Annotated in this window: 16 protein-coding genes and 1 tRNA gene; 10 read left to right on the top strand and 7 right to left on the bottom strand. The window is 71.1% G+C overall.

Translation table 11 applies throughout. The features are described from left to right. Positions 1–17: 17 nt before the first annotated feature. Genes ACFC1W_RS01825 through ACFC1W_RS01815 form a run of 3 tightly spaced genes read left to right on the top strand, consistent with a single transcriptional unit; the run spans position 18 to position 3,464 of the window. The gene (locus ACFC1W_RS01825; protein WP_375987890.1) at positions 18–2,366 is read left to right on the top strand and encodes an MMPL family transporter; all 2,349 of its coding nucleotides are present in this window, start codon (positions 18–20) and stop codon (positions 2,364–2,366) included. Beyond that, positions 2,363–2,941, top strand: coding sequence for an isochorismatase family protein (locus ACFC1W_RS01820; RefSeq protein WP_375987887.1), 579 nt, complete (start codon positions 2,363–2,365; stop codon positions 2,939–2,941). Before ACFC1W_RS01825 ends, ACFC1W_RS01820 begins: the two co-directional genes overlap by 4 nt. Then, entirely contained in the window at positions 2,934–3,464 is a 531-nt protein-coding gene (locus ACFC1W_RS01815) for a GNAT family N-acetyltransferase (RefSeq protein WP_375987884.1), read from the top strand. Before ACFC1W_RS01820 ends, ACFC1W_RS01815 begins: the two co-directional genes overlap by 8 nt. Positions 3,465–3,481: 17 nt before the next feature. Here ACFC1W_RS01815 and ACFC1W_RS01810 read toward each other — a convergent pair. From ACFC1W_RS01810 to ACFC1W_RS01800, 3 genes are all read right to left on the bottom strand, one after another. Further along, positions 3,482–3,557 (bottom strand) — tRNA-Lys (locus ACFC1W_RS01810). Between the two features lie 47 nt (positions 3,558–3,604). Next, complete coding sequence (locus ACFC1W_RS01805; protein WP_375987881.1) at positions 3,605–5,041, bottom strand: serine/threonine-protein kinase; 1,437 nt, start codon at positions 5,039–5,041, stop codon at positions 3,605–3,607. Between the two features lie 195 nt (positions 5,042–5,236). After that, positions 5,237–5,902, bottom strand: coding sequence for a fasciclin domain-containing protein (locus ACFC1W_RS01800; protein WP_375987878.1), 666 nt, complete (start codon positions 5,900–5,902; stop codon positions 5,237–5,239). Between the two features lie 259 nt (positions 5,903–6,161). On the opposite strand from ACFC1W_RS01800, the gene sigK reads away from it, so the two are divergent. The 6 genes from sigK (at position 6,162) to ACFC1W_RS01770 (ending at position 10,614) form a co-directional block, all read left to right on the top strand. Beyond that, positions 6,162–6,764, top strand: a complete 603-nt coding sequence (gene sigK / locus ACFC1W_RS01795; RefSeq protein ID WP_375987876.1) for an ECF RNA polymerase sigma factor SigK — start codon at positions 6,162–6,164, stop codon at positions 6,762–6,764. Continuing rightward, complete coding sequence (locus ACFC1W_RS01790; RefSeq protein ID WP_375991364.1) at positions 6,764–7,666, top strand: anti-sigma factor domain-containing protein; 903 nt, start codon at positions 6,764–6,766, stop codon at positions 7,664–7,666. Before sigK ends, ACFC1W_RS01790 begins: the two co-directional genes overlap by 1 nt. Before the next feature lie 73 nt (positions 7,667–7,739). Then, positions 7,740–8,087 (top strand): helix-turn-helix transcriptional regulator, encoded by a 348-nt coding sequence (locus ACFC1W_RS01785; RefSeq protein ID WP_241111345.1) that lies wholly within the window; start codon positions 7,740–7,742, stop codon positions 8,085–8,087. A gap of 79 nt (positions 8,088–8,166) precedes the next feature. Then, on the top strand, positions 8,167–8,574 hold the full coding sequence (locus ACFC1W_RS01780; RefSeq protein ID WP_375987874.1) for a VOC family protein: 408 nt from the start codon (positions 8,167–8,169) through the stop codon (positions 8,572–8,574). Between the two features lie 256 nt (positions 8,575–8,830). Continuing rightward, the gene (locus ACFC1W_RS01775) at positions 8,831–9,469 is read left to right on the top strand and encodes a DNA-directed RNA polymerase subunit beta (RefSeq protein ID WP_375987872.1); all 639 of its coding nucleotides are present in this window, start codon (positions 8,831–8,833) and stop codon (positions 9,467–9,469) included. A gap of 257 nt (positions 9,470–9,726) precedes the next feature. Beyond that, positions 9,727–10,614: an aminodeoxychorismate lyase gene (locus ACFC1W_RS01770; protein ID WP_375987871.1), complete on the top strand. Its 888-nt coding sequence runs from the start codon at positions 9,727–9,729 to the stop codon at positions 10,612–10,614. A gap of 355 nt (positions 10,615–10,969) precedes the next feature. Here the strand turns inward: ACFC1W_RS01770 and ACFC1W_RS01765 are convergent, their stop codons facing one another. Continuing rightward, on the bottom strand, positions 10,970–11,422 hold the full coding sequence (locus ACFC1W_RS01765) for a DUF2867 domain-containing protein (RefSeq protein ID WP_375987869.1): 453 nt from the start codon (positions 11,420–11,422) through the stop codon (positions 10,970–10,972). Positions 11,423–11,498: 76 nt separating this feature from the next. Here ACFC1W_RS01765 and ACFC1W_RS01760 point away from each other — a divergent pair, with 76 nt between their 5' ends. Next, positions 11,499–12,071, top strand: a complete 573-nt coding sequence (locus ACFC1W_RS01760; RefSeq protein ID WP_375987867.1) for a TetR/AcrR family transcriptional regulator — start codon at positions 11,499–11,501, stop codon at positions 12,069–12,071. Positions 12,072–12,655: 584 nt separating this feature from the next. Here ACFC1W_RS01760 and ACFC1W_RS01755 read toward each other — a convergent pair. The 3 genes from ACFC1W_RS01755 to pstA all read right to left on the bottom strand — a co-directional run bounded on the left by ACFC1W_RS01755 (position 12,656) and on the right by pstA (position 15,874). After that, positions 12,656–13,483, bottom strand: coding sequence for a DUF559 domain-containing protein (locus ACFC1W_RS01755; protein ID WP_375987865.1), 828 nt, complete (start codon positions 13,481–13,483; stop codon positions 12,656–12,658). Positions 13,484–13,948: 465 nt separating this feature from the next. Continuing rightward, positions 13,949–14,728, bottom strand: a complete 780-nt coding sequence (pstB, locus tag ACFC1W_RS01750; protein ID WP_241111125.1) for a phosphate ABC transporter ATP-binding protein PstB — start codon at positions 14,726–14,728, stop codon at positions 13,949–13,951. Positions 14,729–14,764: 36 nt separating this feature from the next. Next, positions 14,765–15,874, bottom strand: a complete 1,110-nt coding sequence (gene pstA / locus ACFC1W_RS01745) for a phosphate ABC transporter permease PstA (RefSeq protein ID WP_375987863.1) — start codon at positions 15,872–15,874, stop codon at positions 14,765–14,767.

Here is a 15,874-nt window from a genome sequence, read left to right as displayed (position 1 = left end):
CTAGATAAACTAGCGATATGTCGACCTCTCAGCGCACCGACCGACAGCCCACGCGGTGGCTGCGCGTCGGCATCCCTGCCTTTCTCGTCCTCGTCTGGCTCGTCGTGGGATCGCTCGGCGGTCCGTACTTCGGGAAGGTCGACGAGGTGTCGAGCAACGACCGCTCGTCGTTCCTCCCCGAGAGCGCCGACGCGACACAGGTGAACGAGCGCCTGCCCGAGTTCCTCGGCGGCGACAGCATCCCGGCGGTCGTGGTCGTGACGGGGGAGGGCGACCTCAGTGAGGACCAGTTCGCCGACGTCCAGACCCTCGCCGACGACATCGCCGCGCTCGACGGTGTGCTGGAGGACGTCTCGCCGCCCATTCCGTCGGAGGACGGCGAAGCGGCGCAGATCTTCGTCCCGATCGACGCGGAGGGAGAGGTCGGCGAGATCGTCGCCGAGATCCGCGCGCTGGTCGCGGAAGACCTTCCCGACGGCATGGAGGGGTGGGTGACGGGCCCGGCGGGCTTCACCGCCGACCTCGTCGAGGGCTTCCTCGGCATCGACGGGCTGCTGCTGGCCGTCGCGCTCATCGCGGTCTTCATCATCCTCGTGATCGTCTACCGCTCGCCGGTGCTGCCCATCCTCGTGCTGATGACCTCGGTGTTCGCCCTGTGCGTCGCGCTGCTCACCGTGTGGTGGCTCGCGAAGGCCGGCATCGTCGTGCTGAACGGTCAGGTGCAGGGCATCCTGTTCATCCTCGTCATCGGCGCCGCCACCGACTACGCCCTGCTGTACGTCGCCCGGTTCCGCGAGGCGGTGGCCGAAGGCAGGAAGCGGTGGGATGCCGTCCTCACGGCGTGGAAGGGCGCGTTCGAGCCGATTCTCGCCTCCGGCGGCACCGTGATCGCGGGCCTCCTGTGCCTGTTGCTGTCCGACCTCGCGACCAACCGCGCCCTCGGACCGATCGCCTCCATCGGCATCGCGTTCTCGGTCCTCTCGGCTCTGACGTTCCTGCCGGCGCTGCTCGCCCTGGTGGGCCGGGCGGCCTTCTGGCCCTTCATCCCGCAGGAGCCGATCGCCACGATCCCCGACGACCTGACCCAGCCGGTCAAGGGGGTGTGGCCGCGCCAGGCGCGCTTCATCTCCCGCCACCCGCGTGCCGTCTGGATCGTCAGCACGCTGGTGCTGCTGGTCGGCGCGTTCGGCCTCACCCAGCTCAAGGCCGACGGCGTGCCGTCGAGCGATCTGGTGCTGGGGACGTCGGAGGCCCGTGACGGCCAGGACGTGCTCGCCGAGCACTTCCCGGCGGGCTCGGGCAGCCCGATGTACGTCATCGTGCCCGAGGAAGACCTCGCCGAGACCGTCGAGACCCTGGAGGCGGCGGACGGCATCGAGTCCGTGGCCGTGGCATCCGACGATTCGCCCACCGGTCAGGCGGCGGTCGAGGTCGAGAACGGCGAGCCGGTGTTCACCGCCGTCGGCCCGCCCGGAACCCCCGCGCCCGAACCGACTGTCGCGGACGGCGACGTGCTCGTGATCGGCACCCTCACCGACGCCGCCGACTCCATCGCGGCCGAGGACGCCGTGCGCGAGATCCGCACCGACCTCGACGAGGCCCTGGGCGCGGGCACCGCGCTCGTCGGCGGCGAGACGGCGACCGACATCGACTCGAACGACACGTCGATCCGCGACCGCACCGTCATCATCCCGGTGATCCTCGTGGTGATCCTGCTGATCCTCATGCTGCTGCTGCGCTCGATCCTGGCGCCGGTCATCCTCATCGCGACGGTCATCCTGTCGTTCGCGACGGCCCTCGGCGTGAGCGCGCTCGTCTTCAACGGCCTGTTCGACTTCCCCGGAGCCGATCCCGCGGTGCCGCTCTACGGCTTCGTGTTCCTGGTCGCGCTCGGCGTCGACTACAACATCTTCCTGATGTCGAGGGTCCGCGAGGAGTCCCTCGCGCATGGCACGCGGCCGGGAATCCTGCGTGGGCTCGTCGCCACGGGCGGCGTGATCACGTCGGCGGGACTGGTGCTCGCGGCGACGTTCGCCGCGCTCGGCGTCATCCCGATCCTCTTCCTGGCGCAGATCGCGTTCATCGTCGCGTTCGGCGTGCTGCTCGACACGTTCGTCGTGCGGTCGCTGCTCGTGCCGGCTCTGTCGTATGACATCGGCCGCGCGATCTGGTGGCCGTCGAAGCTCTGGCGGAACGGCCCGGAGAAGCGCGAGCGGATGCCGCAGCCCGAACTCGTCGGAGCGGCGACGGCCGGCACCGGGGGATCGGCCGACGAGGCCGTGCCCGCCGAGACCTCGGCGGAGGTGCTCGCCGAGGATGGTCACCCGCTGACGCGCGAGGAGTACCGGCGTACGCTCGAGCCATGAGCAAAGCGCTGTTCATCGTCGATGTCCAGAACGATTTCACCGAGGGCGGTGCGCTCGGAGTCGACGGCGGAGACGCGGTCGCCGAGCGCATCACCCGGTTCCTCGATGCCCACGCGGGGGAGTACGCGGTGATCGTCGCATCACGCGACTGGCATGACGGAGACAACGACAACGGCGGCCATTTCCACCCCGAGCCCGACTTCGTCGACAGCTGGCCGGTGCACTGCGTGAGCGGCACCGAGGGCGCCGAATACGACCCGGGGTTCGACACCGCCGCGGTGACGCATCACGTCAAGAAAGGCCAGGGGGTGCCCGCCTACTCGCTGTTCGAGGGCACCACCGACGACGGGGTGACCGTCGCGCATCTCCTCGAGGAGCACGGCGTGGTCGACGTCGACGTGGCCGGCCTTGCGACGGACTACTGCGTGCGCGCCTCGGCGCTCGACGCGATCGAGCACGGCCGCCACGTGCGCATCCTCACCGACCTCGTCGCGGGCGTCGCGCCCGAGAGCAGCGAGGCGTCGCTCGCCGAGCTCGCCCACGCGGGCGCCGAGCTCGTCGAGTCGGGTGTCTGACCCGCACGTCCGCCGCGTCCTCGCGACCGACGGCGACCGCCTGCGCAACCTCCGGCTGGAGGCGCTCCAGGATCCGGCGGCGGGCATCGCGTTCCTCGAGTCGTACGACGAGGCCGTCGGACGACCGGCCGGGTTCTGGGAGGCGCGCGCGATCGGCGCCGCGCTGTCGGGCTCTGCGGCGCAGTTCATCGCCGAGGCGGGACCGGCGTGGGTGGGAACGCTCACCATCCTCATCCCCGAGCCGTCCGTCCCCGACCACTTCGGCCGCGTGCGCGAGGAAGGCACTGCTCTCGCCGTCGCCGTCTACGTCAGCCCGTCGCATCGCGGGCACGGCGTCGTCGACGCGCTGATGGCAGCCGGGGCGGAGTGGGCGCGTCACCAGGGCTGCGACCGGCTCCTGCTGGACGTGCACCAGGACAACAGGCGGGCGCAGGCGGCGTATCGACGGATCGGCTTCGCGCCGACCGGGAGCACGATCGACGGCCAGAACGGCCGCGAACTGGAGATGGCGCGCCCGCTCTGAGTGCGGATGTGCGCGTGTGGTGGGCCCCGTGGGGCTCGAACCCACGACCCGCGGATTAAAAGTCCGATGCTCTACCGACTGAGCTAGAGGCCCTCAGCGTCCAGCCTACTTGCCGCACGGCACCCCTCGGTGCGGCGGCATCAGTCGTTGCCGTTGTTGTTGCCCGGACCGCGGTTGCCGTTGCCGTTGCCGTTGCCGTTGCCACCGCCGTTGTTGTTGCCGGGGCCGCGGTTGCCGTTGCCGTTGCCACCTCCACCGCTGCCCGGACCGCTGTTGTCGGTGTCGCCCCCGCCTTGGTCGACGGGGGCGGGCTCCTGCTCGACCGGAGCGTTCGCCGGCTCCTCCGAGGGCTGGATCACGACGGGCATCGTCGGCTCGGGCGACGGCTGACCGGCGAGCGACAGCAGCCACGCTCCCGCCGCGATGGCGATGAGAAGCGCCACCAGCGCGATCGCGACACCGACGGCGGCACGGCGACGACGCGCGCGCTGCGCCCGGCTCGCCGCCGACCGCCCGAGCGGAAGCGGACCGCTCGGGTGCTCGGAGAGGGCGACCATCGCCGCAGCCATGGGGGAGGTCGCACGCGGCGTGACGGGGTCCTCCGCCGCGGGCACTGCCATGGTGGCGGCCGCCCCCGGCGCAGCTGACGCCGCAGGGAGGATCGCCGTCCGGTCCGTCGGCGGCGTCATGGCCATCGTCGGCTGGTCGGCCGGCTGGATCGCCGCATCGTCGTTCTCGGCGAGCCGTCGAGCCGCGACGGCCACCTCCAGCGCGGTCGGCCGGTCTTGCGGCTGCGTCGATGTCATTCCGCGCAGCAGTCCCTGCCACGCCGGGTGGAGTGTCTCGGGGATGGTGGGCGGGGAGCTCAGACGGGCCATCACAGTGCCGATCCCCTCCGCGTCGGCGAACGGCCGCGTGCCGGTGAGCGCTTCGATCAGCATGATCCCGAACGCGTAGATGTCGGCGGGCGGCGCAGGGGTCTCGCCCCGGGCCTGCTCCGGCGCGATGTACGCGACCGTGCCGACCGCGATGCCCGGGCTGGTCATGCGCGGGGAGTCCAGCAGGTACGCGATGCCGAAGTCGGCGAGCTTTGCCCGCCACCGCAGGCCGGGCAGCGGCGACTCCCACAGCAGCACGTTGGAGGGCTTGATGTCGCGGTGCACGACGCCCGCCGAGTGCGCGATGTGCAGGCCCTCCGCGATGTCGACGGCGATCGACGCCATCTGCGCGGCATCCACCGGCCCGTCCGCGATCAGATCGCGCATGGTGATGCCCTCGACGTACTCCATGACGAGGTAGCTCGGGTCGTCCTCCGACACGTGGGCGTCGAAGAGGGTCACCAGCGAGTGATGGCTGAGCGAGGCGAGGAGCGTCGTCTCCGACAGTGTCCGCGCGACCGAGCCGACCTCGTCGACATGGCCGCGCAGCACCTTGATCGCGACCGTGCGCCGCAGCGCGGCATCCTCTGCCCGGAAGACGCGCGCCATTCCGCCTTCGCCGATCCGCGCCTCGAGGCGATACCGCCCGCCGAGTATCGAACCCGTCGAGAGGTCGCTGGCTTCCCGCAGGTCAGTCATGGTCCTCCCGCGCCGGCGCCGCACCCCTCCGGCGCGCCCCAGCACTCCCCGCAAAGCTACGCCTGCGCCCGTGCGGTCCACATGCCTCTTGACGATCCGGGGTGCGAAGTGCAAGAGGGCACGACGAAGCCGCCGGCGCGCCTCGCATGCACCGGCGGCTCGCCGCCCCTGAACGCCGGACGAGCCGGCGCCCGGTCACTGAGTCGGAGGCATCAGGACCGAGTCGATGAGGTACACGGTGGCATTGGCGGTCTGGACGCCGCCGCAGATCACGTTGGCGCCGTTGACCATGAGCTCGTCGCCGCTTCCGGTGACCTCGAGGTCACCGCCCTGCACGGTCGTGTGCGTGCCGACGACGTCGGCCGGCGCGGCCTGTCCGGGTACCACGTGGTAGGTGAGGATCGACGTGAGCGTCTCACTGTCGGTCTTGAGGGCCTCGATGGTGGCCGGGTCGATCTCGGCGAAGGCCTCGTCGACCGGGGCGAAGACGGTGAACTCGTCGCCGTTGAGGGTGTCGACGAGGTTCACATCGGGATTGAGCTGCCCGCTGACCGCCGCGACGAGCGTGGTCAGGAGGGGGTTGTTCGACGCGGCGGTCGCCACAGGGTCGGCAGCCATGCCCTCGACCGATCCGGCGCCGTCCGGCACGGCCTCCGCGTAGTCGGCGCAGCCGGGGCCGACCAGGTTCGCGGCCGGGTCCATCTCCTCCATGGGCTCCTCGGACTCCTCCATGGCGGGAGTCGAGGGCTCATCGGCAGGCTCGGCGGCCGAGCCGCCCATCGAACAGGCAGAGAGCGCGAAGGTGGCGGCGAACGCGAGTGCCAGACCTGCTGAGACGCGCTTCCGGGTGATGCGTGACATGACTTCCTCCTCTGTGAGGTCCGTGTGGACCGAGATCTGCAGGTCCCCGGTGTGGGGGAGCGAACCGTAGGAGCGGCTGCACGGGGTCTTCGGAAGCCCGTCGCGAATCGGATTGGAAAGAATCCCGAGAGCGGATGCCGCGGCCCTGCGCCGCCGCATCCGCTCACCGTCTTCCCACCGATCCGAAGACGGCGACGCTGCGAATACGACGGCGACTACCACACCGCGCGGGCTGCGGCGTGCACGAGGGGAGTAGGGCATGCTGGTGGACATGGTGATCGACGGGATCGACGTGCCGGAGGACGGCGCCGAGCCCATCGACCATGTCGGCGAACTGCTGCAGCGCATCGCCGGCGGCGACCAGACCGCGTTCGCCCGCCTCTACGACATGCTCTCGCCGCGCGCATTCGGGCTGATCCTGCGCGTGCTCGTCGACCGCTCGCAGAGCGAGGAGGTGCTGCAAGAGGTCTTCCTCGAGGTGTGGCAATCCGCCTCGCGCTTCGCTCCGAACAGAGGGCAGGGCAGGTCCTGGGTGCTCACGATCGCGCACCGCCGGGCCGTCGACCGCGTGCGGTCGTCGCAGGCGAGCACGAACCGCGACATGCGGGCCGGGCTCCGCGACCTCGACGTGGCCCACGACGGCGTCGCAGAACAGGCCGAGCTGCGCATCGAGGGAGAGAGGGTCGCCACGGCTCTCTCGGCGTTGCCGGACGCGCAGCGAGAAGCCCTGACCCTCGCCTATTACGGCGGATACAGTCAGAGCGAGATCGCGGCGCTGATGGGAGCACCGCTGGGAACGATCAAGACGAGGATGCGGGACGGACTGTCCCGCCTGAGAGCAGAGATGGGGGTGACCGCGTGATGAACGAGCAGGAGTTCGCCGAACTGTCGGCAGGCTATGCCCTCGACGCGCTGTCGCCCGAGGATCGCCGCGCATTCCAGGCGGCGCTCGCCGAGCACCCCGAGTGGGTGCGGATCGTCGATGCCGACGTGGAGACCGCCGGCGCGCTCGCCGAGAGCGTGCCCGATGCCGCGCCGCCGCTGACCCTGCGTTCCACGCTGCTTTCGCGGGTGGCGACCATGCCGCAACTGCCGGAGATGGATGCTGCCGCCGTCGCCGTCGCCGAGCCGGTGGCCTCTGCCCCGCCGCTGCCTCCCGTGCCGCCGGTGCCCCCATTGCCGGGCGACGCGTCGGCGGGCGATGCGACGGTGGCCGACGCGCTGCCTGGCGATGCCTCGACGGATGATGCGCCGTTCGTGGAACCGGCCCCGACGACCACGACGATCCAGGCGATCTCCCGCCGCAACTGGACCCGCGGACTGCTGACGCTCGCCGCCTCGCTCGTCATCCTCGTGGTCCTCGGCTTCGGCGCCGTCTCCATCAACCAGTACGTCAACCGGCCGCCGGAAGTCGCGGCGCTCGCCGAGATCGAGGCCGCTCCCGACGCGCAGGCGGCGACGGTCGAACTGACGGACGGCGGGACCGCGACCGCGCATTGGGCGGAGTCGGTGGGCAAGGTCGTGCTCGTGTCGAACGGGCTGCCCGAGATCTCCGAGGACGAGAGCTTCGAGCTGTGGTTCGTGCGTGAAGACGGCACTCCGGTGGCGGCGGGTGTGTTCGAGCCCGCCGACGGCCCGTCGACGGTGATCCTCGACGGAGAGATGCAGGTCGGCGACACGATCGCCGTGACGGTCGAGCCGCAGGGCGGGTCGCCGAACGGTGAGCCCTCGGGCGAGCCGATCGTGGCCATCCCGACGGCTTGAGCGCTAGCGTGAGGTTGTGGCCGCCTCGCAGACTCCGCAGACGCTCGCGCACCTCCGCCGCGCGCGCGACCTGATGGACCGCGACTACGCCGAGCCGCTCGACGTGCCCACGATGGCCACGAAGGCACTCATGTCGCCTGCGCACTTCTCGCGCGAGTTCAAGGCCGCCTACGGCGAGACGCCGTACTCGTACCTGATGACCCGGCGCATCGAGCGGGCCATGGCTCTGCTGCGGAACGGAATGTCGGTGACGGATGCCTGCACCGCGGTCGGCGCGACCTCGCTGGGGTCGTTCAGCTCGACGTTCACCGAGATCGTCGGTGAGACGCCGAGTTCCTACCGCGCGCGGCCGCACGAAGCCGCCGAGGCGATGCCCCTCTGCGTCGCGAAGATCCTCACCCGCCCGGCGCGCTACGCCTGAGCGGCGTCTCCGAAGGGGCGGCGGGACTGAGCAGAATCGGAGAAGCGCGGCCCGGCCGGGCTGGCCTAGCGTGGCATCCATGACCACCACTTCACTCGCCTACTGCCCGATCACGGTCGACGACGTCGAGGCCGCGATCCCGTTCTACCGCGACGGCCTCGGCCTCGAGATCGTCAACGACGTCTCGTACGACGGCACGCGCTGGCTCAGCTTCGGATTCGCGGGTCAGACGGGTCTCGCCGTCGTGCTGTCGGATCCGGCTGCCGGCCGATCGCCCGAGGACGCCGACGCTCTGCTGCGCCTGGTCGTGAAGGGCTCCGGTCCCGGACCCTACGTCTTCACCACCGACGACCTCGACGCCACGTTCGAGCGGCTGCGCGCTCTGGGCGCCGAGGTGCTGCAGGAGCCGATCGCCCAGGACTGGGGTCCGCGCGACTGCGCCTTCCGCGACCCCGCCGGCAACCACGTCCGCATCAACCAGGCCTGAGCGGCGGCCGGACATGTGCCTGCCCTGGGAGGCGGCCCGGGCCGCCGCGGCTTCGGAGGCCGTCGCGCTCACCCCCGCGCTCGTGGGTGCGCCGTTCGACGGGCGCAACGGCGGAGATGCCGGCGACATGCCGGGGCGCGGCATCCGTCCCCCGGCGTGTCCGACACGATCTCCGATCTTGCGACGAGACCGGTCGTGGTGGCCGGCGTTGCGCCTGCCCGGCCATCGAGTGAGAGTGGCCGGTAGCCTGGATCGGGTGAGCGACGAGTCCAGGGACTTCCACAAGCCCGTCAGGCGCCCCGCGGAGCTCTTCGACCGGCTGTTCGCCGCCGAGGACCCCGCCGAGGTATCGCGGGTCGCCCACTCCACCGCGCACGCGCTCCTCGCGCGGGTGCGCGAGGATCCGGACGGGCAGGTCGTCGACCGGCTCGTCGCGTTCACCGACGAGCACGGCATCGACGACATCGCCGAGCTCTGGTCGCGGTCGCCGGCGAAGTCGCTCCCCGGCGCGCTGTGGCGCCTGTACCTTCTGCAGCTGATGATCCACGACGACCCGCGCACCGCGGCGCTGCTGTACGAGCGAGGCCGCGTCGAACTCGCGTCGGCGGACGCCGTGGTCGCAGGGGCACCGACGCCGGCCGGTCCCGACGAGCTCGTCGCGCTCATCGACCAGATCCTGCGCGGGCTGTTCGAGGGCGACTTCGCGGTGGCGCTCGATCGCGCGGCGGCGTTCTGCCGGGTGCAGGCGTCGGGCGCGACCCATCTCGCGGACGACTACGAGCTCACCGAGCCTGACCGGGCGTCGGCGTTCACGACGCGCGCGCTGCGCCTGTCGGACTACGGCGCCGACCTGACGGCGTGCGCCGCGCTGTGGCGCCGCGACTCGCTGACCTGACGGCGTGCGCTGCGCTGTGGTGCCGCGACTCGCCGACCTGACGGCGCGCGCCGCGCTGTGACGACGGGACTCGCTGACCTCACCGCGGGGCCCGATGCTCGAGCGATGCCCGGACATGAAAGTGCCGGGCCGCAGAACGCCTCTCGGCGCAAGGCCGCTCAAAGCGGCAGAAGATGGAGCCCGGGGTTACTGCGGCCCGGCCGATCAAGTGTAACCGAGGGCGGCGTGCCCGCATTCCCACCTTTAGGCTCGAACGCATGGCCTTGAGTTTCGCGCTCGTGATCGACCCCGCGGCATCCGATGATCTCCGTACCGACTTCTCCGGCTCGTTCCGTGTGATCGACACAGCGGCCCCCGCGCTCAGTGTGGGGGAGCTCAGCACGCAGCGTGGCGACGGCATCTTCGAGTCGATCGGCGTCGTCGACCGCCACCCGCAGGAGCTCATCGCCCACCTCGACCGTCTCGCCCACTCGGCGCAGCTGTGTGCTCTTCCGGTTCCGAACCGCGAGCAGTGGCGGCAGGCGGTGTTCGCCGCCGCCGAGCACTGCCCGGCACGCGGCGAGGGAGTGATCAAGCTCATCCTCAGCCGGGGCATCGAGCACGGACCCACCCCGACGGCGTGGGTCACGGCCGGTGCCGCACCCGACAACACGCGGGTGCGCGAGCAGGGGATCCGGGTCGTGACGCTCGACCGCGGCTACTCGATCGACACGCCCGCACGCGCGCCCTGGCTCTTGCTCGGGGCGAAGACCCTGTCGTACGCCGTCAACATGGCGGCGATCCGCGAGGCGAAGCAGCGCGGCGCCGACGACGCGATCTTCGTCTCGTCCGACGGATTCGTGCTCGAGGCCCCGACGGCCTCGCTGGTGCTGAAGGAGGACGGCCGGTTCGTCACGCCGGCGCCCAACGGCGGCATCCTGCACGGCACGACCCAGCTCGGGCTGTTCGAGCATCTCGGCAGCCTCGGCCACGAGACGGCGTACGAGACGATCCCGGCCGAGCGCCTCGCGACCGCGGAGGCCGCGTGGCTGCTGTCGAGTGTGCGCCTGGCCGTGCCGATCGTCGCGATCGACGACGTCGACCTGCCCGTCGACCACGAGCTGACAGCATCCTTCAACCGCTTCCTGCTGAGCCCGCGCGCCTGATCGGCGCTCCCTCGTCGCAACGTCGGAGATCGTGCCCGGCACGCCGGGGGAGGGATGCCGCGACCCGGCGTGTCGGGCGGATGTCCGATTCTCGGGGATGCTCCGGGCTTCACTCGCCTCGACCGTCCTCGACCCTGCTGGGCGGCTCGAGACCGAGCCGCTCGGTCGCAACGTCGGAGATCGTATTCGACTCGCCGGGGGATGGATGCTGCGACCCGGCGTGTCGGGCGGATCTCCGATTTTGCGGCGCGCGGTCAGCACCGCCTCGTCGCATCGACGGAGATCGTGCCCGGCACGCCGGGGGATGGATGCTGCGACCCGGCGTGTCGGGCGGATCTCCGATTTTGCGGCGCGGTCAGCGAGTCACGCCCGACAGTTCGCGGCGTGCGCGGGCGAGCATGCCCCGCATCAGCAGCGCGAGCGACAGACGCACCGGCAGCGATCGGAGGCGCGCGCCCCGGCCCTTGAACCGCATGGCGGTCACCACGCGCACGAGCGCGCGCTCCTCGTCGACGCCGATGCCCACACGCAGGTCGACGGTGCGGGCGTCCACCTTCACGAGCGCTTCCTCACCCTCGACGTGGCGCACGGCGAACGTGTCGCATGCGCGCGCCCGCGGATGCAGCAGCGCGCCCAGCGCGACCGGCGCCGCGATCCAGCGGGGGAGCGCCGCCCGCGAGAAGAGGTTGCGCGCCCACGCCGCAGGGTCGGCGGTCGCATGCGCGGGCAGCACGTCGATCCAGACCTGCGTGTAGTCGGGATCGGCGATGTCGGCCAGTGCAAGCGACCAGAATGCCGGCTGTCTCATGCGGTGCCTCCCCAGAGAACGACCCATACGCCACCGTATGGACGGTGTCGCTGAGACTATACGGTACGGTACGGACATGGCAAGGCTTTCGCGTGACGACTGGGTCGACGCCGCCTACGAGCGATTCAGCACGGACGGCATCACCGCCATCGCCGTGGAGCCCGTAGCCCGCTCGCTGGGCGCCACGAAGGGCTCGTTCTACTGGCACTTCACCGACCGGCGAGCGCTGGTCGACGCCGTGCTCGAGCGCTGGCGCGAGCTCGAGACCGAGCAGCTCATCGCCGAGGTCGAGCACATCGCCGACCCTCAGGCCAGGCTGGCGCAGCTGTTCGAGATCATCGGGCACCGCTCGACGCAGCGAAACGGCGAGCGGACCCTCTACGCCGACGCCGCGGCCGCGCACGTGCGCGAGCCGGTGTCGGCGGTCACCGAGCGCCGCGTCGGCTACCTCAGCGGCCTCTTGCAGCAGTGCGGCGTTTCGGCCGAGGAGGCCGACCGCCGTGCGGTGCTGCTCGTGTCGGCGATCATCGGCTTCCAGCAGCTCCTCGCGAGCGGATGGCTGCCGTCGCAGCATCCGCGCACGCTCGTCGACACCCTGTACGGCGTGGCGATGATCCCCGAGGGCGTCACGCGCCCGGACCGTCCCTGACCTCGCCGCGTCGCTCGGGGATGCTCCGGGGCTTCACTCGCCTCGACCGTCCCTGACCTTGAGGGGTTGCACGCGACCAAGCCGCTTGGTCGCAACATCGGAGATCGTGTCCGACTCGCCGGGGAGGGATGCCGCGACCCGGCGTGTCGGTCGGATCTCCGATTGTGCGGCGCGCGCGGGTCTCGGGGTGGCGGGGGCGGGGCGCGGGGCTGCGCGGGGCGGGACGGCGTGGCGATGAACCCCGAGTGCGTCACGCGCCCCGACCGTGTCTGCCCTGCCGATGGCTCCGCGACCGAGCCCCTTGGTCGCAACATCGGAGATCGTGTCCGACTCGCCGGTGGTGGGATGCCGCGGCCCGGCGTGTCGGGCGGATCTCCGATTCTGCGGCGCGGGGCAGTGCGGGAGGCTGCGCGCGCGGCAAGGGCTGCGCCGAGTGCGGGCGGCGCCGGGTGCGGGGGCGCGCGGGTCGGCGCAAGGCGCGGGTCGGCTCAAGGCGCGGGTCGGCTCAAGGCGCGGGGCGGCTCAAGGCGCGGGGCGGCGCAAGGCGCGGGGCGACGCCAGAGGGGCGGCGCGCCGGGCGAAGCTCAGGCGAGGTGCAGGCGGCGGTCGAGGGCGCCGAGGATCGCCAGCTCGACGGTCGCCCAGTCGTGGACGACCATGGCGTAGTCGAACCGCAGGGTGACGAACCCCCACGCCGCGGCGTTCGCGTCGCGGACGAGGTCCTTGTGCCGCTGCGAGTCGCCGTCGTGGTTCGCGACGCCGTCGACCTCGACGATCAGCCGCTCGCCGATCAGGAAGTCGACAACGCCCACCGACGTAAGCCGTACCTGCGTGCGCAGGGCAAGCCCGTAGGGCCGAAGGCGCCATCGCAGGAGCGACTCGAGCCCGCTGTCGGCGTCGGACCGGGAGAACACGATCGCATCTCGGCCGGCGGCATTCGTGTGAGAGCGCAGCCACGTGAGGCCGCGCTGCGAGATCAGTCGCTGCCGACGGGCCGACTCGAGCGCGACGAAGAAGTCCTCGGCACCGCGACACAGCAGGATCTGCCGCAGTACGCGAGGCACAGAGGGGATGCCGAATGCGTCCTTCGCCTCGGCCGCGTCCCAATGACCCACGCAGGCGCAACCATCGTGGGCGTAAGCGCGTCCGTGGGCGCGCAGCCAGACATGCAGCTCATCCGCCTCACCGCAGACCCACAGCCCGAGGTGCCGCGCAGCGCTGACGCAGCCCAGCGACCCGCCGTGCTCCGCGGCCCGGCGGATCTCGTCGCACGATCCGTCCGAGGCGTACACCCCACGCCGCAGCCGCACCAGCGATCCGTCACGGAGACCTGCCGCGACCGCCGCGCGACCGATCCCTGCCTCGCGCAGCTCGGCCAGCGAGCGCACGGCCTGCTGGGTCGTGGAGCACATCACTCCAGCGTGCGCGGGCCGCGGCATCCGCTCGCCGCCGAAGGCGCCGCTCGTGGACAACCCGCCGCCACAGCATCCGCGGGAGGAGGCGCTGTCGTCGCAAGTTCGGAGATCGTGCCAGACACGCCGGTGGAGGGATGCCGCGCCCGGCGAGTCGCCCGGGATCTCCGATGTTGGGCGGCCGCCAAGGACCGCAAGGCCCAGCCCGCCCGCTGCGCCCGGCCAGCCGGTCGCAAGATCGGAGATCGTGCCCGACGCGCCGGTGGAGGGATGCCGCGCCCGGCGTGTCGCCCGGGATCTCCGAGGTTGCGACGGCCACCAAGGACCGCAAGGCCCAGCCCGCCGCGCAGGCCAGCCGGTCGCAAGATCGGAGATCGTGCCCGACACGCCGGGGGAGGGATGCTGCGCCCGGCGAGTCGCCGAGGATCTCCGAGGTTGCGACGGGCCGACGTCCGACGACCCGGTCTACCCGAAGCGGCCGGAGACGTAGTCCTCGGTCGCCTGGACCGACGGGGTGGTGAAGATCGAACGGGTGTCGTCGTACTCGATGAGCTTGCCGGGCTTGCCGGTGCCGGCGATGTTGAAGAAGGCGGTCTTGTCGCTCACGCGCGACGCCTGCTGCATGTTGTGCGTGACGATGACGACCGTGTACTCGTTCTTCAGCTCGCCGATGAGCTCCTCGATCGCGTACGTCGAGATCGGGTCGAGGGCCGAGCAGGGCTCGTCCATCAGGATGACATCGGGCGAGACGGCGATCGCGCGGGCGATGCACAGTCGCTGCTGCTGACCGCCGGAGAGGCCGGATCCCGGCTTGTCGAGGCGGTCCTTCACCTCGTTCCACAGGTTCGCGCCGCGCAGCGACTTCTCGACGAGCGCGTCCGCGTCGGACTTCGCCATGCGCCGGTTGTTGAGCTTCACGCCCGCCAGCACGTTCTCCTTGATCGACATCGTGGGGAACGGGTTGGGGCGCTGGAACACCATGCCGACCTGCCGCCGCACGAGCACCGGGTCGACGTTGGCGCCGTACAGGTCGTCGCCGTCGAGCAGCACCTGGCCCTCGACCCGCGCGCCGGGGATCACCTCGTGCATGCGGTTGAGCGTGCGCAGGAAGGTCGACTTGCCGCAGCCGGACGGGCCGATGAAGGCCGTCACGCTGCGCGGCTCGATGTCGAGCGAGACGCCCTCGACGGCCCGGAAGTCGCCGTAGTAGACGTTCAGATCGTTGACTTCGATGCTCTTGGACACGATTCCTCGGGTTTCGATTCGGGTTCGGGATGCCGCTCAGCGGCCGAGCTTGGGGGAGAAGACCTTCGCGACGAGGCGCGCGATCAGGTTGAGCAGCATGACGATGACGATCAGCACGAGCGCTGCGGCCCAGGCGCGGTCGTGGTAGGCCTGCACCGGGATCCCGGCGTTCATGTACTGCGTGTAGGCGAACACGGGCAGCGTCATCATGCGGCCCTCGAACAGGTTGTAGTTCATCGACGACGCGACGCCCGCGGTCAGCAGCAGTGGGGCGGTCTCGCCGATGACCCGCGAGATCGACAGCATGACGCCGGTCGTGATCCCCGCGATCGACGTGGGGAGGACGACCTTGGTGACGGTGAGCCACTTGGGCACGCCCAGCGCGTACGACGCCTCGCGCAGCTCGTTGGGCACGAGCCGCAGCATCTCCTCGCTCGAGCGCACCACGACGGGGATCATGAGGACCGAGAGCGCGATCGACCCCATGATGCCCATGCGGATGCCGGGTCCGAAGATCAGCGCGAACAGCGCGTAGGCGAACAGACCGGCGACGATCGACGGGATGCCGGTCATCACGTCGACGAGGAACGTGATGCCCTGCGCCAGGCGCTTCCCGGCGCCGTACTCGACGAGGTAGATCGCGGTGAAGATGCCGATCGGGATCGAGATGACGGCCGCGGCGAGCGTGATCAGCAGGGTGCCGACGACGGCGTGCAGGGCGCCTCCGCCCTCGCCGACGACGTTGCGCATCGAGCTCGAGAAGAACTCGGCGCTGAGGCCCGCGATGCCGTTGACGAGCACCGTCCACGCGACGGAGACGAGCGGCACCATGGCGACGGCGAACGCGGCCGTCACGACGCCCGTCACGAGGCGGTCGACGCCCTTGCGGCGCCCCTCGACGAGGCTCGAGATCGCGGTGATGAGCACGAGGTAGACCAACGCGGAGACGACGGCCCACCCGGCGATGCCGAACTCTGAGCCGCCGGCCATCGCGAGGACGCCGAAGACCAGCCCGGTGATCAGGGCGCTCGCGCCGAGGATCGCCCACGGCGCCCACTTCGGAAGCCGGCCGCTGGTGAGGCGCGGATGCTCGCGCACCGGCGCAGGCTGCAGCGTCGGGGTCGGGGGAGCGGTCACAGTGGTCAT

It is taken from the genome of Microbacterium sp. NPDC056003, assembly GCF_042274785.1.
GTDB lineage: Bacteria > Actinomycetota > Actinomycetes > Actinomycetales > Microbacteriaceae > Microbacterium.
Note: the sequence above shows the minus strand (reverse complement) of the source record. Positions and strands in the feature narration are given on the sequence as shown.